The 22,853-nt window shown below is 39.0% G+C and carries 24 protein-coding genes; 15 read left to right on the top strand and 9 right to left on the bottom strand.

Features of this window, described 5'->3' with window-relative positions:
- Nucleotides 1-2 precede the first annotated feature (2 nt).
- The 5 genes from FUA48_RS03665 (at nt 3) to FUA48_RS03645 (ending at nt 3,931) form a co-directional block, all read left to right on the top strand.
- Nucleotides 3-554, top strand: coding sequence for a GNAT family N-acetyltransferase (locus FUA48_RS03665; RefSeq protein WP_147582247.1), 552 nt, complete (start codon nt 3-5; stop codon nt 552-554).
- Nucleotides 544-1,446, top strand: coding sequence for an oxygen-dependent coproporphyrinogen oxidase (gene hemF / locus FUA48_RS03660; protein WP_147582245.1), 903 nt, complete (start codon nt 544-546; stop codon nt 1,444-1,446). The genes FUA48_RS03665 and hemF overlap by 11 nt, the downstream gene beginning before the upstream one ends.
- Nucleotides 1,437-2,390 (top strand): DUF4421 family protein, encoded by a 954-nt coding sequence (locus FUA48_RS03655; RefSeq protein WP_147582243.1) that lies wholly within the window; start codon nt 1,437-1,439, stop codon nt 2,388-2,390. Before hemF ends, FUA48_RS03655 begins: the two co-directional genes overlap by 10 nt.
- 11 nt (nt 2,391-2,401) lie before the next feature.
- Nucleotides 2,402-3,379 (top strand): porphobilinogen synthase, encoded by a 978-nt coding sequence (gene hemB / locus FUA48_RS03650; protein WP_147582241.1) that lies wholly within the window; start codon nt 2,402-2,404, stop codon nt 3,377-3,379.
- A gap of 138 nt (nt 3,380-3,517) precedes the next feature.
- Nucleotides 3,518-3,931 (top strand): c-type cytochrome, encoded by a 414-nt coding sequence (locus tag FUA48_RS03645; protein WP_147582239.1) that lies wholly within the window; start codon nt 3,518-3,520, stop codon nt 3,929-3,931.
- Between the two features lie 3 nt (nt 3,932-3,934).
- Here the strand turns inward: FUA48_RS03645 and FUA48_RS03640 are convergent, their stop codons facing one another.
- Nucleotides 3,935-4,618 carry a response regulator transcription factor gene (locus tag FUA48_RS03640; RefSeq protein WP_147582237.1) on the bottom strand — a complete coding sequence of 228 codons (684 nt, stop codon included), beginning with the start codon at nt 4,616-4,618 and terminating at the stop codon, nt 3,935-3,937.
- Nucleotides 4,615-5,895, bottom strand: a complete 1,281-nt coding sequence (locus tag FUA48_RS03635; protein ID WP_147582235.1) for a sensor histidine kinase — start codon at nt 5,893-5,895, stop codon at nt 4,615-4,617. Before FUA48_RS03635 ends, FUA48_RS03640 begins: the two co-directional genes overlap by 4 nt.
- 170 nt (nt 5,896-6,065) lie before the next feature.
- Between FUA48_RS03635 and FUA48_RS03630 the strand changes: the two genes are divergently transcribed.
- The 8 genes from FUA48_RS03630 to FUA48_RS03595 all read left to right on the top strand — a co-directional run bounded on the left by FUA48_RS03630 (nt 6,066) and on the right by FUA48_RS03595 (nt 12,256).
- Entirely contained in the window at nt 6,066-6,542 is a 477-nt protein-coding gene (locus FUA48_RS03630; protein WP_147582233.1) for a DUF1573 domain-containing protein, read from the top strand.
- A 134-nt stretch (nt 6,543-6,676) separates the two neighbouring features.
- Nucleotides 6,677-7,159 carry a hypothetical protein gene (locus tag FUA48_RS03625; protein WP_147582231.1) on the top strand — a complete coding sequence of 161 codons (483 nt, stop codon included), beginning with the start codon at nt 6,677-6,679 and terminating at the stop codon, nt 7,157-7,159.
- Nucleotides 7,149-7,349 (top strand): helix-turn-helix transcriptional regulator, encoded by a 201-nt coding sequence (locus tag FUA48_RS03620; protein WP_147582229.1) that lies wholly within the window; start codon nt 7,149-7,151, stop codon nt 7,347-7,349. Before FUA48_RS03625 ends, FUA48_RS03620 begins: the two co-directional genes overlap by 11 nt.
- Before the next feature lie 32 nt (nt 7,350-7,381).
- Entirely contained in the window at nt 7,382-7,858 is a 477-nt protein-coding gene (locus FUA48_RS03615; protein WP_147582227.1) for a methylated-DNA--[protein]-cysteine S-methyltransferase, read from the top strand.
- A 94-nt stretch (nt 7,859-7,952) separates the two neighbouring features.
- Nucleotides 7,953-9,173: a serine hydrolase domain-containing protein gene (locus tag FUA48_RS03610; protein WP_147582225.1), complete on the top strand. Its 1,221-nt coding sequence runs from the start codon at nt 7,953-7,955 to the stop codon at nt 9,171-9,173.
- Nucleotides 9,174-9,176: 3 nt separating this feature from the next.
- The gene (locus FUA48_RS03605; RefSeq protein ID WP_147582223.1) at nt 9,177-9,890 is read left to right on the top strand and encodes a 3'-5' exonuclease; all 714 of its coding nucleotides are present in this window, start codon (nt 9,177-9,179) and stop codon (nt 9,888-9,890) included.
- A gap of 52 nt (nt 9,891-9,942) precedes the next feature.
- Nucleotides 9,943-11,631: an ABC transporter ATP-binding protein gene (locus tag FUA48_RS03600; RefSeq protein WP_147582221.1), complete on the top strand. Its 1,689-nt coding sequence runs from the start codon at nt 9,943-9,945 to the stop codon at nt 11,629-11,631.
- Nucleotide 11,632: 1 nt separating this feature from the next.
- Nucleotides 11,633-12,256 carry a class I SAM-dependent methyltransferase gene (locus FUA48_RS03595; protein WP_147582219.1) on the top strand — a complete coding sequence of 208 codons (624 nt, stop codon included), beginning with the start codon at nt 11,633-11,635 and terminating at the stop codon, nt 12,254-12,256.
- Nucleotides 12,257-12,289: 33 nt separating this feature from the next.
- Here the strand turns inward: FUA48_RS03595 and FUA48_RS03590 are convergent, their stop codons facing one another.
- The 7 genes from FUA48_RS03590 to FUA48_RS03560 all read right to left on the bottom strand — a co-directional run bounded on the left by FUA48_RS03590 (nt 12,290) and on the right by FUA48_RS03560 (nt 21,169).
- Nucleotides 12,290-12,949 (bottom strand): CoA transferase subunit B, encoded by a 660-nt coding sequence (locus FUA48_RS03590; RefSeq protein WP_129750496.1) that lies wholly within the window; start codon nt 12,947-12,949, stop codon nt 12,290-12,292.
- A gap of 2 nt (nt 12,950-12,951) precedes the next feature.
- Complete coding sequence (locus FUA48_RS03585; protein ID WP_129750495.1) at nt 12,952-13,653, bottom strand: CoA transferase subunit A; 702 nt, start codon at nt 13,651-13,653, stop codon at nt 12,952-12,954.
- 95 nt (nt 13,654-13,748) lie between these two features.
- Nucleotides 13,749-16,067, bottom strand: coding sequence for a penicillin-binding protein 1A (locus tag FUA48_RS03580; protein ID WP_147582218.1), 2,319 nt, complete (start codon nt 16,065-16,067; stop codon nt 13,749-13,751).
- A 9-nt stretch (nt 16,068-16,076) separates the two neighbouring features.
- A complete protein-coding gene (locus FUA48_RS03575; RefSeq protein WP_147582216.1) occupies nt 16,077-16,571 on the bottom strand; it encodes a gliding motility lipoprotein GldH in 495 nt (164 codons plus the stop codon).
- Nucleotides 16,555-17,946 carry a PSP1 domain-containing protein gene (locus FUA48_RS03570; protein WP_147582214.1) on the bottom strand — a complete coding sequence of 464 codons (1,392 nt, stop codon included), beginning with the start codon at nt 17,944-17,946 and terminating at the stop codon, nt 16,555-16,557. The genes FUA48_RS03575 and FUA48_RS03570 overlap by 17 nt, the downstream gene beginning before the upstream one ends.
- A gap of 199 nt (nt 17,947-18,145) precedes the next feature.
- A complete protein-coding gene (gene trhO, locus FUA48_RS03565; RefSeq protein ID WP_147582212.1) occupies nt 18,146-19,489 on the bottom strand; it encodes an oxygen-dependent tRNA uridine(34) hydroxylase TrhO in 1,344 nt (447 codons plus the stop codon).
- Between the two features lie 117 nt (nt 19,490-19,606).
- Nucleotides 19,607-21,169 carry an ORC-CDC6 family AAA ATPase gene (locus FUA48_RS03560; protein ID WP_147582211.1) on the bottom strand — a complete coding sequence of 521 codons (1,563 nt, stop codon included), beginning with the start codon at nt 21,167-21,169 and terminating at the stop codon, nt 19,607-19,609.
- Nucleotides 21,170-21,313: 144 nt separating this feature from the next.
- On the opposite strand from FUA48_RS03560, the gene recA reads away from it, so the two are divergent.
- Together recA and FUA48_RS03550 are read left to right on the top strand one after the other, a co-directional pair.
- The gene (recA, locus tag FUA48_RS03555) at nt 21,314-22,318 is read left to right on the top strand and encodes a recombinase RecA (RefSeq protein WP_129750489.1); all 1,005 of its coding nucleotides are present in this window, start codon (nt 21,314-21,316) and stop codon (nt 22,316-22,318) included.
- Nucleotides 22,319-22,422: 104 nt separating this feature from the next.
- Nucleotides 22,423-22,845 (top strand): membrane lipoprotein lipid attachment site-containing protein, encoded by a 423-nt coding sequence (locus tag FUA48_RS03550; RefSeq protein ID WP_147582209.1) that lies wholly within the window; start codon nt 22,423-22,425, stop codon nt 22,843-22,845.
- Nucleotides 22,846-22,853 lie beyond the last annotated feature (8 nt).

Raw genomic sequence — 22,853 nt, 5'->3', positions numbered from 1 at the left:
CAATGGAATTTACTAACTGGAGAACCGACCGTATAGCAAAAATCCTTCCGGGAGAGTTTTTTAAGCTCATTGACAGGAACAGGGAGCACATACGCAAAACGTTTCCGGTTACGGCCTTTGCTAATTCCGACAGGGAAAAAACAGAACAGTTTTTAACCGATGCTCTGGAGACCGAAAAGAAAAGAGAAGGCTATTATTTTTACCTGCGCAGTACAGAAACGACAGAGCTTATTGGTTATGTGGTTGTAAAAAACATAAATGAGAAAGTACATAAATGTGAACTTGCCTATTTTATAGATATGGACTATGAAGGCAAGGGCATAACCTCTAAAGCAGTGGCAGATGCCGTTGCTTTTTGTTTTAATGAACTGGATATGAATAAGGTTTTTATATGTACTTCTCCGGTAAATAAAGGAAGCCGCAGAATAGCCGAAAAGACAGGTTTTATACAGGAAGGGATTTTGAGGCAGGAATTTAGAAATGGTTTTGGACAGCTGGAGGATATTATTTACTACGGGTTATTAAAATCAGATTACAACAACAATGAAAGATAAATTTTACCAATACATACAGGATTTACAGGATACCATAACATCTAAACTGGAAGCGGTAGATGGCAAAGCAAAATTCAGGGAGGACCTTTGGGAACGTGCTGAAGGCGGTGGTGGTCGTACCCGTGTTATAGAAAACGGAAATGTATTTGAAAAGGGAGGAGTAAACATCTCTGCCGTACACGGACCGTTACCTAAGGCCATGCAGGCTTACTTTAATGTGGGCGATGTAGATTTTTTTGCGTGCGGACTTAGCCTTGTAATTCATCCTAAAAATCCGTTTGTACCTACAGCACATGCTAACTGGAGATATTTTGAAATGTATGATAAGGAAGGTAACCTTGTAAACAGTTGGTTTGGCGGAGGTCAGGATCTAACACCCTATTATCTTTTTGAGGAAGATGCAATACATTTTCACCAAACCTGTAAAACGGCTTGTGATAAACATAATCCGGAATTTTATACTAAATTTAAGAAACAGTGCGACGAGTATTTTTGGAATGCACACCGTAACGAAGGTCGCGGTATAGGCGGATTGTTTTTTGACCATTGTAAGGCGACAGAGAACTTTAGTATGGAAAACTGGTATGATTTTGTAACCGAAGTGGGTAACAGCTTCCTTGAGGCTTATGTGCCAATTGTAGAAAGAAGAAAAGATATAGAATATACTGATGAAAACAGGACATGGCAGGAAATACGCCGTGGACGTTATGTGGAGTTTAACCTTGTACATGATAAAGGAACCCTTTTTGGGCTTAAGACAAACGGAAGGATGGAGAGTATCCTTATGAGTCTTCCGCCACATGTGCAGTGGGTGTACGACCACCATCCTGAAGAGGGTAGTGAGGAGGAGAGACTGATAAAAGTATTAGCTAAACCGGTAAATTGGATGTAAGAGGCTACATAGGAGGCTTGTTTTTTATATGTGGAGGCTGTTTTGCACAACAGGACAGTATTAGTAATCCTTATATCCAATATTTCGATGATAAGATTTCGGTACAACTTTATATGCACCAAACCTCTAATGATTTTATGCTGAAGTATACAGAGGATAATACGGTGGTTGATGTTGAACCAAATAAAAAGACCACGCTTGGAGTTGCGGTACAGTACGATTTTATATCGTTTAGCATAGGTGTGGCACCAAGGTTCTTTGCAAACAATAAAGACAGAAAAGATTCTAAAATGACTTCTTTTGGCTTTAATTTTTTTCCGGGTCAGTGGGTGCAGCATTTTGATTTTTATTATCAAAAAGGTATTTCACTAAAGGCAGACGGATTTGAAGATGTTTATTTGCCCGGACTTAAAACATTAAAAATAGGAGGAAGCACCGGGTATGTTTTTAACGAGAATTTTTCGTTTAAAGCAGTTGCTTTTCAAAATGTAAAGCAGTTAAAAAGTGCAGGCAGCTTTGCCCCTTTTGTAAGTTATTATTATACCGAGCTAAACGGTAAAAAAGAACCGCAACTGGGAGGTAAGGCATATTTTATAGATGTGGCACTGTCACCAAGTTATAATTATAACCTGGTAGTGGCAAAAAATTTTCTCATTGCGGCAGGGGCTTCATTTGGAGCCGGGTTTTCTTATATAAATGATGAAGGAGAGAACAATACGGCTTTTTTAACACAGGTAACATTGAGCCTCTCTATGGGATATAATTCGGATACTTTTTATGGCGGACTATATTCTAAAGGGAGGGTGTCTAACCATAATACCAGTTTAGGTGTCAATATGAATGATACAATAGGCTATGGCACCCTGTTTTTTGGTTACAGGTTTGGAGCGCCTAAGGTTGTAAAGGAAGAAACACAAAAGATAAAAGACATAATAAAAATTTAAATATATAATACATGTTCCCTATACACAGAAACAGAAGATTAAGAACAACCGATGCCATGCGTGCATTGGTAAGGGAAACCGTTCTTACACCTAATGATTTTATGTTCCCTATGTTTATTGCCGAAGGCAGTAACGTGGAGGTGCCTATCCCTTCTATGCCGGGTATTTACCGCCGCTCTGTAGACCTTACCGTTAAGGAGGTAAAAGAGCTTTGGAATTTGGGTGTTAAGGCAGTTAACATTTATGTAAAGGTAGACGATAAGCTTAAGGATAATACAGGAAAAGAGGCATGGAATCCTAACGGGCTAATGCAGCAGGCCATTAAGGCTATAAAAGATGCTGTTCCCGGAATGGTAGTTATGCCCGATGTGGCACTTGACCCATATTCCATTTACGGACATGACGGGATTGTAGAAAACGGAGAAATTTTAAACGATGCTACTGTAGACGCCTTAACAAGAATGAGTGTAAGCCATGCTGATGCAGGAGCTGATTTTGTGGCACCAAGCGATATGATGGACGGACGTGTGCTGGCTATACGTAAAGCACTTGAGGAGTCTGGCCATCATAATGTAGGGATTATGAGCTATAGCGCTAAATATGCTTCGTCATTCTACGGGCCATTTAGGGATGCACTGGATTCGGCTCCGGGATTTGGTGATAAGAAAACCTACCAAATGGATTATGCCAATCGTATCGAGGCCATTAAAGAAGCACTGCATGATGTGGAAGAAGGTGCCGATATAGTAATGGTAAAACCGGGTATTGCTTATCTTGATATTGTTAGGGAAGTAAAGAATGCGGTTAACGTACCGGTATCGGTATACCATGTTTCGGGAGAATATGCCATGATTAAGGCAGCTGCCGAAAGAGGCTGGCTGGATCATGATAAGATTATGATAGAGCAGCTGCACTGTATTAAACGTGCAGGGGCAGATATTATATCTACCTACTTCGCTAAAGAAGCAGCTATACTTTTAAATAAATAAAAATATAAATACTGTCTCAAGAGTGTCGTTTTCTGTCATTTCGACGTTAGGAGAAATCTCATGTAAAAGATTGAGATTTTTCGACTCCACTTCGTTTCGCTCAAAATGACACATTTGAGGTGGTTTGTAATTCATCCAATGAAAAAAATCGTACTGTTACTACTTGCTACCTCCCTGTTTTCATGTAAACAGGAAGAAAAGAAAGAATCTTTATATACAACCCCTGCTGCCGATGAAGGTGCAGAAGCTGCCGGAATATCTCAGGACCCGTCGGTTTCCTTAGGGCGTGAAATATTTAATGGTAAAGGGAACTGCTTTTCCTGCCATAAGCCGGAACAAAAATTTGCAGCGCCAAGCATAAAGCAGATTGCAAAAATCTATAAAGATAAAAACGGCGACATGGTACAGTTCCTTAAAGGGAAGGGTGAGCCTATAGTAGACCCTTCACAATATGAGGTAATGAAGACCAATTTTTACATTACAAGAAACTTTTCTGAAAAGGAACTAAAGGCACTGGAAGACTATATGTACAGCCATTTGGATAAGCAATAACCATTAAGGAGCTACCAGTTTAAATCCTATCCTTGGGATATTTTCTATACGGATGCTTTCGTCCTCACGGAATATTTTCCTAAGCCTTGATATAAATACATCCATACTCCGGCCCATGAAATAGTCGTCGGTTCCCCAAAGGGCTTTCAGCATCATTTCACGTTTAAGTATGGTATTCTTATTTTCTATAAAAAGCTTTAATAATGCCGATTCCCTTTCGGTAAGCATCGTTGTTTCCCTGCCTTTGGTAAGAGAGTAATTGGTAGGGTCAAACACAAATGAGCCTATGGTATAGGTAATGTTTTTTACTGTTGCCTGTTTTTGGCTGCGTTGCAGGAAAACTTCAATTTTAAGTATAAGTTCCTCTATGCTGTAAGGCTTTATAAGGTAATCATCGGCACCCAGTTTAAGGCCTTTTATACGATCTTCCTTAAGCGTTTTTGCCGAAAGGAAAATTATAGGGATTTCCACATCCAGTTCCCTTATGGCAGTAGCCAGTTCAAAACCATCCATTCCGGGAAGCATAATATCCAGTACGCAAAGGTCAAAACCGTTTTTCTTAAAAGCCTCAAACGCATCTTTACCGTTAGCAAAATGAACTACCTCAAAATGTTGTTCAAGGTTATCGGAAGTAAGAAAGGCAAGCGTGTTGTCGTCTTCTACATATAATATTTTTTTCCTGCTCATTGTATTTGCTTTTTAGGAATAGCTATGGTTACTGTAATACCCTTTTCGGGATTATTGGCAATGCTGATTTTCCATTTATGAAGATCGCATATTTTTTTTACATAAAACAAACCGATACCAAAGCCCTCTACCTCTTCCCTGTTTTCACGAGGTACACGATAAAAACGGTCGAAAACATAATCAATATGGTCTTTAGGTATTCCCGGGCCGTTATCGCTAAACCGTATTTCCAGTTTCTTATCGGTCTCCACCAGGTTTATGTTTACCTCGGTACTTCCGTTAGGGCCGTATTTCATTGCGTTTTCCAAAATATTAAAGGCAATGTTGTAAAAATGGAACTCATCGGCATATAAGCTGTAACTGTCCTTTAAGGAAGTGAGATTAACGTTAGCATGACCATATTTAAGCAATGCATTTTCCTTTACCAGTTCAAGAGAATCTACAATGTTGAATTCCTTTTTATGGATTCCCCTGTGCATCTCGTCAGACTTAGCGACATTTAATATCTTTTCAATATGAAGGTTAAGCTTATTGCTTTGCTCTATAATGATTTCAAGATATTTGTTCAGTTTAACATTGCGTTCTATCTCGGGTTGCTTGGCAGCATAATTTGAGGCAATAAGTATAGACGACAAAGGTGTTTTAAACTCATGGGTCATATTGTTTATAAAGTCCTTTTGCAGCTCGCTGTATTTCTTTTGCTTTAATAACAGGAATACAGAGTATACATATATAACCAGTACAAGGAACAGTACTCCGGTATAAATCCAGTATTGTTGTAAGGAAGAGATGTAGCTGTATTTTAAATCGGGAAAGCGTACTGCAAAATAATATACCAGCCCTTCTTTTTTGGTAAAGCAGTTTTCACATTTCTTTTCGTTCTTCTCTGCCGTACCGCTGGAGGAAATATATTCGCCATACACCATTTCGTCTGATGCGCAGTCGTAAATGGCATACTCATAGTCCATGTCCATTTTCACTTTTTGAAACTCCAGATTTAGGTAGTATTCCAGTATCGGGGCTTCAAAAGTATCATCCACATTCACCACATAATAGTCTTCCGATACCTTTTTAATGGGTGAGGCTGCCGGAAGGTCGCTGTTATTATCGCGATATATTTTATTTACCACATCCTGCAGGGCAAAATGTATTTTCTCGCCTATTTCCTTTTTTTCAAAAGCATAGGCCTGATTTAGCATAAGCAATTGCATGGTGAGTACCCCCACTATGGCAATTAGTCCTACAAATACTATTATATTAAGTGTACTTAATTTCAAACCGCATAAATTTCCTGAATCGATATTACTTTAAAAAACACTACTGCACAACACGTTAACATGTTATTAACAAGAGTTTGAAGCTGGTTAACAAATATGTGGATATTAGTAGATATATTTGTCATGTTTCAAATAAAAAGACAGTTTAACCAAATTTAAATAATTAGATTATGAAAACATTAAAACTTTCATTATTTGCAGTAGTAGGAGCTTTATTTTTTACTTCTAACGCTGCAAACGCTCAAACACCTACAGCGAGAAAAGTGGCAGCTGCACCTGCGGCTACTGCTACAACTAATGTAGCTGCGGCTAAAAACATGGAGCCTTCTAAAATTACATGGACAGAAGACGTGTTTAACTTTGGTGATGTAGAAAAAGGACATCCTGCATCTCACGAGTTTACTTTTAAAAATACTACAGATCAGACTATCTTAATTACAAACGTAAAAGCTTCTTGCGGATGTACAGCTACCAACTATACTAAAACTCCTATCAAGCCGGGAGAAATGGGTACTGTAACTGCTACTTATAATGCAGCTAATCCGGGTAACTTTACTAAAACAGTAACAGTTACTACTAATGACAGCGACGTGAAAAAAGTACTTACGATAAAAGGTAAAGTTGTTGCTCCTGAAGTGAAGCAATAATTAGTTTTCATAGCAATTCGATAAGAAAAGCCATCAGTTATGCTGATGGCTTTTTTGTTTTACAAAATGTAAAGTTTATTTTACTTATTGAAAAATTTGTCTTACATTTGACTCATAACTTTAATTCAATCATCATGAAAACGAACTATTTATTTCCTTACCGTCTAAAAAAAGTTAGCGGTATTATTTTCCTCCTTTCTTTTGTAGTTTTGACATTACTCTATTTTTTAGATGGATTTGAAAGATTTTCAATTAAGGCAAAGGTCTTTGCCTTAGTTTCAGATTACGGAATTTTGGGAGAAAGAAAAAGCTTTGGCTTTATAGAAGATTCTGTTACAGATGAGATACTTGTTGTACTCACAATTTTATTTGGTATAATATTCGCCTTTTCCAAAGAAAAATATGAAGACGAAATGGTGGTATCTGTAAGGCTTAACAGCTTAGCCTGGGCAACAATAATAAACTATGGACTTATAATGTTAAGCTATATATTTATATACGGAATGCCTTTTCTAACGGTAATGAGTGCCATAATGTTCTCCCAGCTTCTTATCTTTATCATCCTGTTTCGTTATAATATTTATAAACTTAATAAAGCAGGGGCAGATGAAGAATAATATAAAAGTACAAAGGGCTATACATAATTTTACCCAGCAGGTGCTTGCCGATAAAATAGGGGTAAGCAGACAAACCATTAATGCTATGGAAAAAGGTAAGTATGTACCTTCTACAGCGCTGGCATTAAAGCTGTCTCAACTTTTTAAGATTAGCGTAAATGATATTTTTGAGTTGGAAGCGGGTGATTAAGTCAGCACATTTAAGCACTTAAATTTTAAGTCATGGCAGAAATTTATATACAGTCTCCGGTAGGTATCACCCTTATAGAAGGGGGTGCCGAAGGCGTGTCTAAAATTTCTGTATTAGATGATGATAAGCTTGTACCTTCTCATGATATTCCCCACGAACTCGCTGATGCAGCTAAACAGCTTGAGGAATATTTTGAAGGAAAGCGAACTGGTTTTGATTTTAAGCTAAATCCGCAGGGTACCGATTTTCAGAAGAAAGTATGGAAAGCCCTGCTTGAAATCCCTTTTGGTAAAACCATGTCCTATCAGGATCTTTCAATAAAGCTTGGCGATGTAAAGGCGATTCGTGCTGTAGCCAGTGCAAATGGAAAAAACCCGTTATGGATAGTTGTTCCCTGCCACCGTGTTATAGGCAGTGATGGTTCCCTCACAGGTTATGCAGGCGGGCTGTGGCGTAAAAAGTGGCTTTTGGAACATGAAAATCCGGTAAAGCAGCAATCCCTTTTTTAAAAAGTATTTTCCCTTCATAAGGAAATCATAGGTTTAGTTTGGAGGTAATAAAAATTATGTAAATTCGTAATAACACAAACAAAACCAAACCACCATGAAATTCCTTAAGAAGTTTCTTATATTCCTTATAATCACTATTGCGGTTATAGTGGCTTTACTGTATATATTTAATGTTGACTATCTTTTAAAAGCGGTTAGGGTAGTTTACCTAAATGGTAAAACCACAGCCTTTTTAGACGATTACGAATATTTTGATAACCGCGTGGTAGAAGCCGGTACTGCACAGCCTTGGGCGACAGATAAAGATTATAATAAAGTACCCGCAACCCAAAGACTGGAAGATGCCCATAAAACATTGGGAACTGTAGCTTATCTTATTATTAAGAACGACAGCATTTGGCATGAAAGCTATTATGATGGTTATGGAAAAGATTCTAAAACCAACTCTTTCTCTATGGCAAAAAGTATTGTTTCGGCAGCACTTTTTAAAGCTATTATGGAGGGTAAGGTTAAAAGTCTTGACCAAAAGGTTTCAGATTATTTTCCCGAATACAATCATGGTTATGCTGCCGAACTTACGGTGGGCGACCTTTCCTCTATGGCAACAGGCTTGGATTGGGGAGAGCAGTACAGTAGTCCGTTTTCTGTAACAACAAGAGCTTATTTTGATGATAACCTTAGGGAAACGGTTTTGGGTGTTAAAGTAGTGAGAGAACCGGGAAGGGATTTTGAATATGTAAGCGGTGCAACAGAACTGCTTGCCATGGTACTGGAAAAAGCTACTGGGCAACATCTTTCTGATTATGTGTCTGAAAAATTCTGGAAACCTATGGGAGCAGAAAATCCTGCCTTATGGCAATTGGATGAACCGGGAGGGATAGAAAAAGCCTATTGCTGTTTTGCCAGTAATGCAAGGGATTTTGCACGTTTTGGTAAACTGTTCCTTCATGAGGGTAACTGGAACGGAAATCAGATACTGGATACTACAGCTGTAAAAACTATGGTAACGGCACGTTTTCCTGCCTCTCCGCAATATGGTTACGGCTGGTGGCTTAACTATTACCTTAACAGGAAAATGTATTACATGCGAGGCCATTTAGGTCAGTTTGTAATTGTTGTACCTGAGGATAATGTTATAATTGTTCGTTTGGGGCACACCAAAGGCCTACAAACAGAGAAGGACCCACACAGTAATGATTTTTATGTGTATGTAGATGAGGCCTACAAAATGATGGGACTGATAAAAGAGAATGAAGGAGTGGGGAATTATAAGCCATTAACAAAAGAGGAAGAAGAGCAACAGGAGAATAAATAGTTTATGATAGAAAGGATAAACCTTGAAAATATACTTTTTTTAGATATAGAAACGGTTCCTGAGCAAAGGCATTTTGGGCTTTTGGATGAGGAAACCCAACAGCTTTTTGAACAAAAGACATTTTATCAGCGAAAGGAAGATCATACTCCTGAGGAGTTTTATGACCGGGCAGGTATTTGGGCCGAGTTTGGTAAGATAATATGCCTTTCCGCAGGATTCTTTACGCTTCGCGGAGACATAAGGCATTTTAGGGTTACGTCCTTTTTTGGTGAAGAAACCCAAATACTAAAGGATTTCAGTAATCTGGTCAATAATCATTTCAGCCAGCCACAACATATAATGTGCGGACATAATGCAAAGGAATTTGATTTTCCCTTCATAGCCCGAAGGATGATAATAAACAATGTCCCGATTCCTAACAAACTTAACCTTTTTGGTAAGAAACCATGGGAAGTCCCGCATCTTGATACAATGGAGCTGTGGAAGTTTGGCGACTATAAAAGTTTTACTTCACTAAAACTGCTTACCAAGATACTGGGGATACCTTCTCCTAAAGGAGATATAGACGGCAGTCAGGTAGCTGAGGTATATTATATTGAAAAGGATATAGACCGTATAGTTACCTATTGCGAAAAGGATGTTATAGCCGTAGCACAGGTGCTGCTACGTTTTCGCCGTGAAGACCTGTTGATTGAAGAAGAAATAATACATGTGTAGCTTAGCTACTTTTGTTACCGAATAAAAGGGAATAAACCCTTATTTTTACCACATGAGCAATACCCTGTTAAATATAAACCATGTTACCATTTCGGCAAGAAAAGAAGGAAAATGGACTCCCATAGTACATGATAGTACTTTTACCCTTCAGGAAAATGAGATACTGGGAATAGTGGGTGAGTCAGGTAGTGGTAAGTCGGTTACCTCACTGGCAGTAATGGGATTATTACCAAAAGGTATACTGGAGGTAACATCGGGTACCATAGCCTTTAATGGGGATGATATAGCAAAACTCGATAATAAAAGATTACGAGAGATAAGGGGTAATGATATTGCCATGATATTTCAGGAACCAATGAGTTCCCTTAACCCGTCGCTTAAATGTGGCTATCAGGTAGGGGAAATACTAAAAGAGCATACTTCTTTATCCCAAAAAGAAATAAAGGCAACGGTACTTTCCTTATTTGAAAAGGTAAAGCTGCCCAATCCGGAAAAGATATACAACCGTTACCCGCATGAAATATCAGGAGGGCAAAAGCAAAGGGTTATGATTGCCATGGCAATTGCCTGCAAGCCCAAGATACTTATTGCCGACGAACCTACCACAGCACTCGATGTAACCGTACAAAAAGAGATAATACTATTGCTTAAGGAATTGCAGCAGGAAACAAAAATGAGCATCATTTTTATTTCTCATGACCTGTCACTGGTTTCTGAAATTGCAAACAGGGTACTGGTAATGTACAAAGGGAATATAGTGGAGCAGGGCAATGCCGAAGAGATTTTTCATAATCCGGAACATACCTATACCAAAGCTCTTATCAATTCAAGGCCATCCCTTGATGTTCGTTTAAAGCGGTTACCCACTATTCAGAACTACCTTGAAAACACAGTTGATAAAACGGAGGTTACCCCGCAACAGCGTAAAAAGGAACATGAAGCATTATACAGTCAGCCTCCTTTACTGGAAGTGATTAATGTAGAAAAGGAATATGTTTCTTCGGCTGGTTTGTTTGGTAAGGATGTAAAATTTAAGGCTGTAAACGATGTAAGCTTTAAGATTTATGAAGGAGAAACACTTGGCCTTGTAGGCGAGTCAGGTTGTGGTAAGTCTACATTGGGTAATGCCATACTACAACTGGATAAGGCAACAGCAGGAAAGATATTATATAGGGGAACCGACCTTACAAAACTATCCTCAAAAGAGATTAGAGCACTGCGAAAAGAAATACAGATTATTTTTCAGGACCCTTATTCGTCCCTAAACCCAAGGATAACTGTAGGCAAGGCTATAATGGAGCCTATGAAGGTACATGGCCTGTATAAAAATGATAAGGAACGAAAGGAAAAAACCATAGAAATACTAAACCGTGTAGGTTTAGGTGAAGAACATTTTAACCGATACCCGCATGAATTTTCGGGAGGGCAGCGTCAGCGTGTGGGAATAGCCCGTACCATAGCATTACAGCCCAAACTTATAGTTTGTGATGAATCGGTTTCAGCATTAGATATTTCGGTACAGGCACAGGTACTCAACCTGCTTAATGAATTAAAGGAGAACTTTGGTTTTACCTATATTTTCATTTCGCACGACCTTGCCGTTGTAAAATACATGAGTGATCAGGTATTGGTAATGAATAAAGGACAGATTGAAGAAATGAATGAGGCAGATGCCCTTTATGAAAATCCGCAAAAGGAGTACACCAAAAAATTAATTGAAGCGATACCTAAAGGAGAATAGGATGACAGAGACATTTGACAGGAAAAAACACTGGGAAAATATATATACCACAAAACAGTTAAACGAGGTAAGCTGGTATCAGCCACAGCAGGTATCAGCCATCAGGTTTGTTGAAAAATTCAACCTGCCTAAAGAGGCTAAAATAATTGACATAGGAGGTGGTGACAGCTTTTTTGCCGACTGGCTTCTGGAAAACGGATATAGCGATATTGCTATTCTCGATGTATCTGAAGCAGCACTTGAAAGAGCAAAACAACGGCTGGGCGATAATGCTGCTAAGGTAAAATGGATTGTGGCCGATGCATCAAATTTTACAGCGGGAGAACAGTATGATTTTTGGTACGACCGTGCGGCCTTTCATTTTTTAACGGAAGCAGATGAGGTTGCTAATTATATTAGCAATGCTACTGCTGCTATAGTAGATAATGGTGTTGCGGTTATAGGGACATTTTCTGAAAGCGGACCGTTAAAATGCAGCGGTATCCCTATCAGGCAATATTCTAAAGAAGAACTTGCGGCTCAGTTTGAAAACTCATTTGAAAAGATAGAGTGTTTTAATGAAGACCATAAAACACCTTTTGATACCGTACAGAATTTTACTTTCTGTAGTTTCAGGAAGAAATAAAAAAGCGAAGCTAAATGCTTCGCTTTTGTTTATTTAGTCAATTACCATTTCAGGAATATCGCCTTCAACGATAAGGTTTCCTTCGGTAGCATTTTTAATGTCTTCAACAGTTACTCCCGGAGCACGCTCTAAAAGCTTAAAGCCTTCCGGTACTATTTCAAGAACGGCAAGTTCAGTAACAATTTTCTTAACGCAGCCTACACCTGTTAAAGGTAGTGAACAACGTTTTAAAAGTTTAGATTCACCGGCTTTGTTTACATGCATCATGGCTACGATGATATTCTCGGCAGAAGCTACAAGGTCCATAGCACCACCCATACCTTTTACCATTTTACCCGGAATTTTCCAGTTAGCGATATCGCCGTTTTCGGCTACTTCCATAGCCCCTAAAATAGTAAGGTCTACGTGCTGGCCACGAATCATACCAAAACTCATGGCAGAATCAAAAAATGATGCGCCCGGTAATGTTGTTATGGTTTGTTTACCTGCGTTGATTACATCAGCATCCTCTTCACCTTCAAAAGGGAAAGGACCCATGCCAAGTACACCATTCTCACTCTGGAACTCAACTGATATATCTTCTCTAACATAATTGGCAACTAGGGTAGGGATACCAATACCAAGGTTAACAAAATATCCGTCTTTAACTTCTTTTGCTATTCTTTTTGCGATTTGTTCTTTACCTAATGCCATGATTAATTACGTTTTCTGGTTGTACGTTGCTCAATTCTCTTCTCATATTTCTCACCCTGAAAAATACGCTTTACAAATATCCCCGGAATATGTATCTGGTTAGGGTCAAGCGTTCCTGCAGGAACAAGCTCTTCTACCTCGGCAATGGTAATTTTTGCAGCACCAGCCATGCATGAGTTAAAGTTTCTTGAAGTACCTTTAAATATAAGGTTACCGGCCTCGTCACCCTTCCATGCCTTTACAATGGCAAAGTCAGCTTTAAAAGCCTCTTCAAGGATGTGCATCTTACCGTTAAATTCTCTTGCTTCTTTACCTTCAGCTACTTCGGTACCATATCCTGCCGGAGTATAGAAAGCAGGAATACCTGCCTGTGCAGCACGGCATTTTTCTGCCAGTGTACCCTGAGGCGTAAGCTCAACCTCAAGCTCACCGCTTAACATCTGTCTTTCAAATTCGGCATTTTCACCTACATAAGAAGAGATCATTTTCTTGATCTGTTTCTTTTGTAATAGCAGGCCAAGGCCAAAATCGTCCACACCGGCATTGTTAGAAATACAGGTTAAGTTTGTAGTGCCTTTTTTTACCAGTTCGGCTATACTGTTTTCAGGAATACCGCAAAGGCCAAATCCGCCCAGCATTATGGTCATTCCGTCATTTATATCGCGTAATGCTTCCTCTACGTTTTGTACTTTTTTATTAATCATACAATGTATTTTAATTTTGAGGGATAAATATATAAAAAAACGCCCTTTTAATGGGCGTTTTTTAATTTTTTAAAGAGTTGCTTTAAGCGAATTTTTTAGAGGCCAAATTCATCCATAGGTTCAACGTTAGTGTCTACAGAATCCTTGACAGCTTCCTTATGATCGTCGCAATCTAAGTCTATGGAAAGACTTTCAGGCCTTTCAAATTCTTTCTTGGAAACTTTAAGTGTTTCATCATTATAGCATTTTCTCATGTATATTGCCCATATAGGTAATGCCATGGTAGCTCCCTGCCCGTATGTAATGCTCTTAAAGTGAGCGGCACGGTCGTCGTTACCTACCCAAACACCGGTAGCAAGATCCGGTACCATACCGATAAACCAACCGTCTGACTGGTTTTGTGTAGTACCTGTTTTACCGGCAATAGGGTTAGTAAACTGATACGGGTGGCCTGTTACACGCTTGTATGAAGCAGCATTTGATTTTCCTGTTCTTAATCGTACACCAGAGCCGCTTCTGGTAACACCTTCAAGTAATTTTATAACCGTATAAGCGATATCCTTGTTCATTACCTCTACCGGTTTAGCAACCTGTTGGTAAAGCACTACTCCGTTTTTATCTTCAATACGGGTAATAACCATAGGTTTCATGTATAGACCTTTGTTTGCAAAAGTACTGTAAGCAGCTACCATTTCGCTAACGGTAACATCTACTGCACCAAGTGCAATTGCAGGCTGTTCCGGTATTTTAGAAGTTATACCCAGTTTATGGGTTAAGTCTACTACTGTTTTTGGTCCTACACGATCCATAAGTTTTGCCGAAGCAGTGTTCACAGATTTTGCCAAAGCTTCACTATAAGGTATCATCCCCCTAAACTCACCATCAGAATTTCTTGGTGTCCAGTCAGCCTCAATGCCGTAACGGCCCCTAGGCATGGTAAACGGAGAGTCGTTTATAGAGTCGCAAGGCCTTATGTGTAACTGCTCTATTGCAGTGGCATATACAAATGGCTTAAAGGTAGAGCCTACCTGTCTTGCACCCTGAGCTACGTGGTCGTACTGGAAGTATTTGTAGTCCACACCACCTACCCAGGCCATAACATGTCCTGTTTCCGGCCTCATAGACATCATACCTGTTTGCAGGAAGTTTTTGTAGTACCTTATAGAGTCCATAGGACTCATAATAGTATCTTTTTCTCCCTTCCAGGTAAAGATTCTCATTTTGGTTTTTACGTTAAATGATTTTTTGATATCGGCTTCACTCTTGCCTTCATCTTTCATCATACGCCACCTGTCAGAATTTTTCATGGCCCTTTCCATAATCTTTTCAGTCTCTTCTTTAGAGATGTTTATAAAAGGCGCATTCTTGTTGTTCTTTTGTTGTAAAAAGAACTCTTCCTGCAGGTTAGCAAGGTGTTCCTGTACTGCTTCTTCGGCATACTTTTGCATGCGGGAGTCTATAGTAACATATATTTTTAAACCGTCTCGGTAAATATCATAAGTGCTTTCGTCTTCTTTAGGGTTATCCTCCACCCATTTTTTCATGAACTCCCTCAGGTATTCACGGAAATAAGTGGCAACACCCTCTTTGTGTGATTCCGGAGAATAGTGCATTTCAAGATCTTTGTTTTGTAATGCCACTTTTTCCTCTTCGGTTATAAAGTCGTTTTTCTCCATCTGGTGGAAAACCACATTACGTCTTGCCTTAGAGTTATTAGGGTGAGATTTTGGGTTGTATAGCGAAGGGTTTTTAAGCATACCCACAATAACAGCTGCTTCTTCGGTAGTAAGGTTTTTAGGCTCTTTACCAAAATATACTTTTGCTGCCGAACGTATACCCACAGCATTATGAGTAAAGTCTACCGTGTTAAGGTACATGGCAATAATCTCGTCTTTGGTGTATTGCCTTTCCAAACGTGTAGCTATTACATACTCCTTAGCTTTTTGGATAACCCTCATCACAAGGTTTTTAGAACCCTCACCATGGAAAAGGTTTTTGGCAAGCTGCTGGGTAATGGTACTGGCACCACCGCCTCTACCTAAAGTAAGGATAGCTCTTAGTGTACCTCTTGCATCTACACCCGAGTGTTCGTAGTAACGCTCATCCTCTGTAGCAACAAGCGCTTTTACAAGATTATCAGGAAGATCGGCAAATTTAACCGGAGTACGGTTTTGCAGATAGAACTTACCTAACGTTTCGCCGTCTGAAGAAATGATCTCTGTAGCAACGTTAGATTCCGGATTTTCCAGTTCCTCAAACGTAGGCATGTGCCCAAAGAAACCCCATGAGGCAAAAAGGAAAAACAATACAGCCAGTACCACCATACCAACGTATATTTTCCAGAAAGCCTTTATGTATTTAGAGAAATTCTCCTCTTGCTTGTTATTTGCAGCACTCTTTTTGTTTGTTGCCATAAATATTTTTTATTCTTTAGATTCTACAGATTCTATCCTGAAGCCTACTTCGGTAACACCGTTAAGCTCTTCCACGCCCGGTATGTCTCCTGATTTTCTTACGGCCTGCTGTATGCTAACCGTATAGTTACCCGCTTTAGGAAAATGTTCATTTTCCTTATACCAAAGCTTACTTTCCTTTACATCAGAAAAACCTTTACCTAAAAGCGAGCCGTCAGGATTTGCCATCATATATTCAAGTGTATCGGTAACCGTAACACCATTGGGCTGTTCCAGGTTTACGATAAGGAATATATTATTAAACGGGTAATCGTTGTTGTTTCTTATATTAAGAAACATATTGTAAGGAGTAACAGTATCGTTTTGTTCAAACTGAAACGAAACAATACTGTCCTTATTCCATGTGCCTTTAATGGCTTTGTAGTCGTCAAAAACTCTTTTCTTATCGCACGAAGCGGTAAGGAAAAGCAATCCTATGGCTAAAAGGCTATTTCTGATTAGCATTTTTGTCGTTTGATTGTTGTTTATTATTGTTGCTGTTGTTGTTCGGCTTTCTGTTATTGTTGTTCGGCCTTTTATTTTTATTACCCTGGCCGCCCTGTTTATTAGGGTTATTGCCGTTGTTATTATTTGCAGGCCTGTTGTTATTGTTCGCAGGCTTGTTACCGCCGTTAGCCTGTTTGTTTTTATTAGTTTGTGCAGGCTTCGCCTCATTAGTGGCAGCTGCAGCAGTTTCAGGCTTTTTATTTTTAACCGGCCTTTTCTTTTTCTTTTTAGGCTTATCAAAACGTGTAAGGCTGTCCTGACCCACAACATTCTGGAAGTTTTTCTCGATAGTGTCCTCTTCCGTAACGGTAGGGTCTATTGCATATTCTTCCAGTGATGAGATACGTTTCTTCTCTTTGTTTAACGCTACTATTTCCTTCACATTGTCGGCACTGATAACATGCCAGTGTGCCATATTATCAAAATAGGCAAACCACATAAGACCTTTAAAGATGTCTACCTTTTGGCAAACAGCATCACCTTTTTCGGTATATACTTTAGTATCCAGATCCGGAAGATCTTTTAACGCATCCAGATAAGTATCAAGCTCATAGTTAAGGCAGCATTTAAGCTTACCGCACTGCCCTGCAAGTTTTTGCGGGTTAAGTGAAAGCTGTTGGTAACGTGCCGCAGCGGTATTAACGCTCCTAAAGTCGGTTAGCCATGTAGAGCAGCAAAGCTCCCTTCCGCACGAACCGATACCTCCAAGCCTTGAAGCTTCCTGACGGAAACCTACCTGCTTCATCTCGATCCTGATACTGAATTCACGCGCATAATCCTTAATAAGCTGACGGAAATCCACACGGTCGTTTGCCGTATAGTAGAACGTAGCCTTAGAAGCATCTCCCTGAAACTCGATATCCGATATTTTCATTTCAAGGTTTAGCTTAATAGCCAGCTCACGGGCAATAACCTTCATAGGCTCTTCCCTGTTACGGGCTTCGCTCCATATATCAATATCCTTTTGGGTAGCTTTCCTGTATATTTTAGGAACCTCCCCAAACGGGTCAACATTCTTTTTCTTCATCTGTACCTTAACCAGTTCTCCGGTTAGGGTTACAATTCCTATATCGTGGCCCGGCGAAGCTTCTGTTGCAACTATATCGCCTATGCTTAGTGTAAGTTTTTCGGTATTTCTGTAGAACTCTTTTCTTCCGTTTTTAAAGCGAACCTCCACACAATTAAACGTCTCTTCTCCGCCCGGTAGGCTCATATTAGAGAGCCAGTCAAAAACAGTAAGTTTATTACAACTGTCCGTTCCGCAAGTGCCATTATTTTTACATCCTCTCGGCGTTCCGTCTTTAGAACCCGTAGAACAGTTTGTACATGCCATAATTTTAAATATATATAGATCGCGGTTAATCCCGCTACTGATTCTTAAACGATTTTGTGTGTAAAGATAGTATTTTTAAGCTAATATTATGTGAATGCCAACATAAAGCTCGGTAGCTGCTGTGAGGACTGATTCTCAGGGGTAAAAACAAAAAAAGCCCGCACATGGTGCAGGCTTTTTATATTGTGGTAAGCGGTTTTTAGCTAAGTACCTTAAACAGCTTATCTGAAAGTCGTATCCTGAACGGAACAGTAAAGGTAACTTTGTCTCCTTTTACGGCAGTATCGCTTTCTTTTCCGTTAACAAACATTTTGTCTATAACCAGTTCCTCCTGACCTGTGGTTGGGCCCACAATCATAACCGTATCGCCTGTTTTAAGCTCCTGGTTCTCTATGGTAAACTGGCCTATAGATGCTTTTGTAAAGAAGTGTTCTCCTTTACCCACAAGCACTTTTTTAATCTTTTTAACCGGTTTTGCCTTAGCAAGCGGTACACTGGTAACTGCTTCACCTGTTTTTTTGTAAGTAAGCCTTTCCGATTTTCCTTTTTTAAATACCATGTTACCGTTCATGATACCGCGGCGAAGTGCTTTTTGCTCTTCTTCCGGAAGGTGTATAATATCCTGGCAGGTCTCGCTACAGCAGTTTTCGCTGGCAGCCTTACACTCGTCACACTGAATGAACAGCAGGTGGCAGGCTTCGTTAGCACAGTTGGTGTGGTTATCACACGGTTTGCCGCACTGGTGGCACTGCGAAACGATATCGTCGGTAATGCGCTCCCCAAGACGGTGGTCAAACACGAAGTTTTTACCTATAAACTTGCTGTCAAGTCCTTCTGCCTTTACCTGGCGGGTATATTCTATAATACCGCCCTCAAGCTGGTATACGTTTTTAAAACCTTTGTGCTTAAAAAAGGCACTCGCTTTTTCACAACGGATACCCCCTGTACAGTACATAAGCAGGTTTTTGTCTTCTTTATGGTTGGCTAACTGGTCTTCTATAATAGGTAACGATTCCCTAAACGTATCTACATCCGGCTTAATGGCGCCTACAAAGTGGCCTATTTCGCTCTCGTAGTGGTTACGCATGTCTACCACAATGGTATTAGGGTCTTCCAGCATCGAGTTAAACTCGTTTGCCTTTAGGTGTACCCCTTTGTTGGTAACATCAAAAGTATCGTCGTTTAGTCCGTCGGCAACAATCTTGTTACGCACTTTAATGGTAAGCTTAAGGAACGAAAGGTCGTCCTGCTCTACCGCCACATTCAGCCTTATGCCTTTCATAAAAGGATAGGTTTCTATAAAGTCCTTAAACGCATAGAAATTATCGGCCGGTAGCGAAAGCTGGGCATTAATACCCTCTTTTGCCACATATATCCTGCCTAAAACCTCAAGCGGGTTCCAGCCAAGAAATAATTCGTTTCTAAATTGTTGTGGATCTTGAATGTGCGCGTATGCGTAGAAAGACAGCGTAAGGCGCTGCTTGCCTGATTGCTCTATAAGCTCAGCTCTTTCTTCGGCGCTTAAAGTGTTGAACAGTTGCATGCTATACAAAAATTTAAGTTTCAGAAAGTTATTGTAAAAATAAGTTCGGCTCTAAATGGAAGAACCGGCGGCAAAGATAGGGAAAATCAGTTAATTAGCAAGTAGAGGTTTTTGGATTTATTCTAAATGCTGTTCGGTAAGTATTATTCTTCTTATACTCCTTTTATCATCAAAAGGAACAATGAATTCTTCTGAGTCTACTTCTTCCGTAAATTCAAATTCAATTTGTGGCTGTTTACTTGTGTTTATTAAATCAACATAAGTTCCGTAATCAAGAGAATAAATATTATATCTAATTCCTGGGTTGTCTTTATCGGAATATCCTCTTTTAACGATATGAATTACTCTGGCATCAAATAACTTTTGGATAATTGGATTTTGCTCTAATTTTCTTGACACTAAAAAAGATCTAGCTTTCTTCTTACCGATTACTTCATCAATAATTAAACGAACTTTTTCATGTAAAAAATCATCAAGATTTTTTGCTTTATCGTTTTCAAACCATTGTCGACTAGCCTCTACAACTATCTTTTTATCTATATTAGAAGAATTTTTTCTTTGGGCGTCAAAAAAAGCGAGAGTAAAAATATTTATATAATCTCTTACAACTCCTTCCGAGGCTCTTACTAATTCATCAAAGGCGGTATTTCCTGTAAATAATGTTTGTAAGAGTTGTTTGTTGGTTTTTATGGCGTAGTTTTCATATAAAAAATTTTCCGGCAGTTCTGATTTTATATGCTTAAATAAAATTTCAGAAAAAGTATTTGTGATTTCACTTGGATTTCTATCATATACGAAATATTCATCAATATCAAGGTTTGTGCTTATATCACTACCTAATTCAAAACCGATATAATTATGTTTCTCTCTAGGGATAGTAAAACTCGATCTATACTCAAGTGCTCCAATTTTTAAAATAACTTCAGGAACAGGAATAAAAGATTTTTTTAAGAACTCTGCAAGATATGGTTGAATATCAATAGGTATAGCTGACCATTCATCTATAATAAGAAACAAATCAACTTCTGCTTCTTTTAAAACTCTTTGTAAATAATAATGTAAATCTGGAAAAACTATTTTTTCAAATTCTTCTGTTTCGAATTCCGTTGTTTTCTCATTTTCATCACTTTTTTTTGAGGCATTTGTAAAGCTAACATCAATAGATGATGGGTTTAAACTAATATTATTTCCAGACTGTTTTTCCTTAAGTCCTTTTTCTCTGTTAGTAATTTTCTTTGATTTTTGGATTTCTTCTATTGAAGTTTTTTCTAGAGAGTTTAGAGAATCTAAAGCTAAATCAGAATTTTTATTTGGATTATAAGCAATATAATTTAATATAGAATTAAATATTTCGTTTAAAATATCAGTAAATAAAGACGAGCATCTATATTCTATTGACATTGTATGGTCTGTGAATTGAGGAGAGCTACCCAAGAATCTACAATCTATATAACAAGTAGTTTTATTAGGAGTCTTATTTATAGTGTCCTCTAAAATTCTTAAAATATGAGTTTTACCTGTTCCCCTTCTGCCGTATAAAATTTGATTATTATTATTAATAAGTTGGGGTAGTATACCTACTTCAACGTAAGAATCAATTATTTTATTTATATCTCTTTGCCTTTCTGCTCTTTGCGAAATACTAGAAACAGCTTGTATAATTTTACTGTCTTTTATCATAGGGAGGTGTGTTTTTAAATTCTTTTAAATCTACAAAAAATCTCTCAAAACAAGTATAAGAAAAAAATCTTATAAGATTTTTTTCTTATACCTTTGGTGCAACAAAAAAAAGCACTAATTTTACTGAAAATTAAAAAGCAAACAATGAGCGGAGATAAAGAAGCCAAACTAAAGGCACTGCAGCTAACGCTGGATAAACTGGACAAAGCATACGGTAAAGGAACGGTAATGAAGCTGGGCGACCAGGCCGTTGAGGAGGTAGAGGCCATTCCTTCGGGATCGCTTGGTGTAGATCTTGCCCTTGGGGTAAACGGGTACCCGCGCGGAAGGATAATAGAGATTTATGGTCCGGAATCGTCGGGTAAAACAACCCTTACCCTTCATGCTATTGCCGAAGCGCAAAAAGCAGGTGGTATTGCCGCGTTTGTGGATGCCGAGCACGCTTTTGACCGCCATTATGCCGAAAAACTGGGTGTAGATGTAGAAAATCTTATCATCTCTCAGCCCGATAACGGTGAGCAGGCACTTGAAATTGCCGAAAACCTTATCCGTTCAGGAGCTATAGATATAGTGGTAATCGACTCGGTTGCCGCACTTACACCAAAAAGTGAGATTGAAGGAGAAATGGGCGACTCTAAAATGGGTCTTCATGCACGCCTTATGTCGCAGGCTTTACGTAAGCTAACGGCTACCATAAGCAAAACAAACTGTACGGTATTCTTTATCAACCAGCTTCGTGAAAAAATAGGTGTTATGTTTGGTAACCCTGAAACTACAACGGGTGGTAACGCACTTAAGTTCTACGCTTCGGTAAGGATAGACATCCGTCGTTCTTCACAAATCAAGGATGGTGAAAACGTACTGGGTAACCGTACTAAGGTAAAAATCGTTAAGAACAAGGTTGCACCTCCGTTCAAGACTGCCGAGTTCGACATTATGTATGGCGAAGGGGTAAGCAAAACCGGAGAGATACTTGACCTTGCGGTAGAGTTTGAAATCATTAAGAAATCGGGCTCATGGTTTAGCTACGGCGACACCAAACTGGGGCAGGGAAGGGATGCTGTTAAATCGTTGATTAAAGACAACCCGGAACTGGCAGATGAGCTGGAAGAGAAAATAAAATTAGCAATAAAAGAAAGCATTGCTTAAACAAAATGTAAAAGCCCGAAATTATTCGGGTTTTTTTATTGCTAAACGCAACCTTTTGTGCATTTTAGCATCCTAATTGTATAATGGATATTGAAAAGGTTTTTATGAAAAAGCTGATTTTGTTTTTTGCTGCTTTATTTTTATTAACGTCCTGCTCTTTTGATGAGGACAATCCGCAGTTTCACGTGGCGTTTGTTCCTGTTGTTGGGGTAGAGATGCCCGAGTATTTTGTGCACGGTGAAAACTATGAGATAAAAGTAAAGTACCAAAGGCCAACAGACTGTTATTTTTATGACGGGTTTCATTATGAGGAAAAAAACAATGCCCTGGTAATTGCGGTACAAACACTGGTTATTGAAGACTCCAACTGTGCTTCCCTGGACGGGGTAGAGCCGGAAGAGGCTTCTTTTAATTTTGCCTGCAGCCCTACCTATGGCGGCTCGTCTTACCTGTTTAAGTTTTACACGGGGAAAAATGAAGACGGAACTAACTCATACATGGAGGTAGAGGTTCCTATTGCACAGTAGTAATTTAT

Origin of the sequence: Flavobacterium alkalisoli (assembly GCF_008000935.1) — a bacterium.
Lineage (GTDB): Bacteria > Bacteroidota > Bacteroidia > Flavobacteriales > Flavobacteriaceae > Flavobacterium > Flavobacterium alkalisoli.
This window is presented reverse-complemented; position numbering and strand designations above follow the sequence as displayed.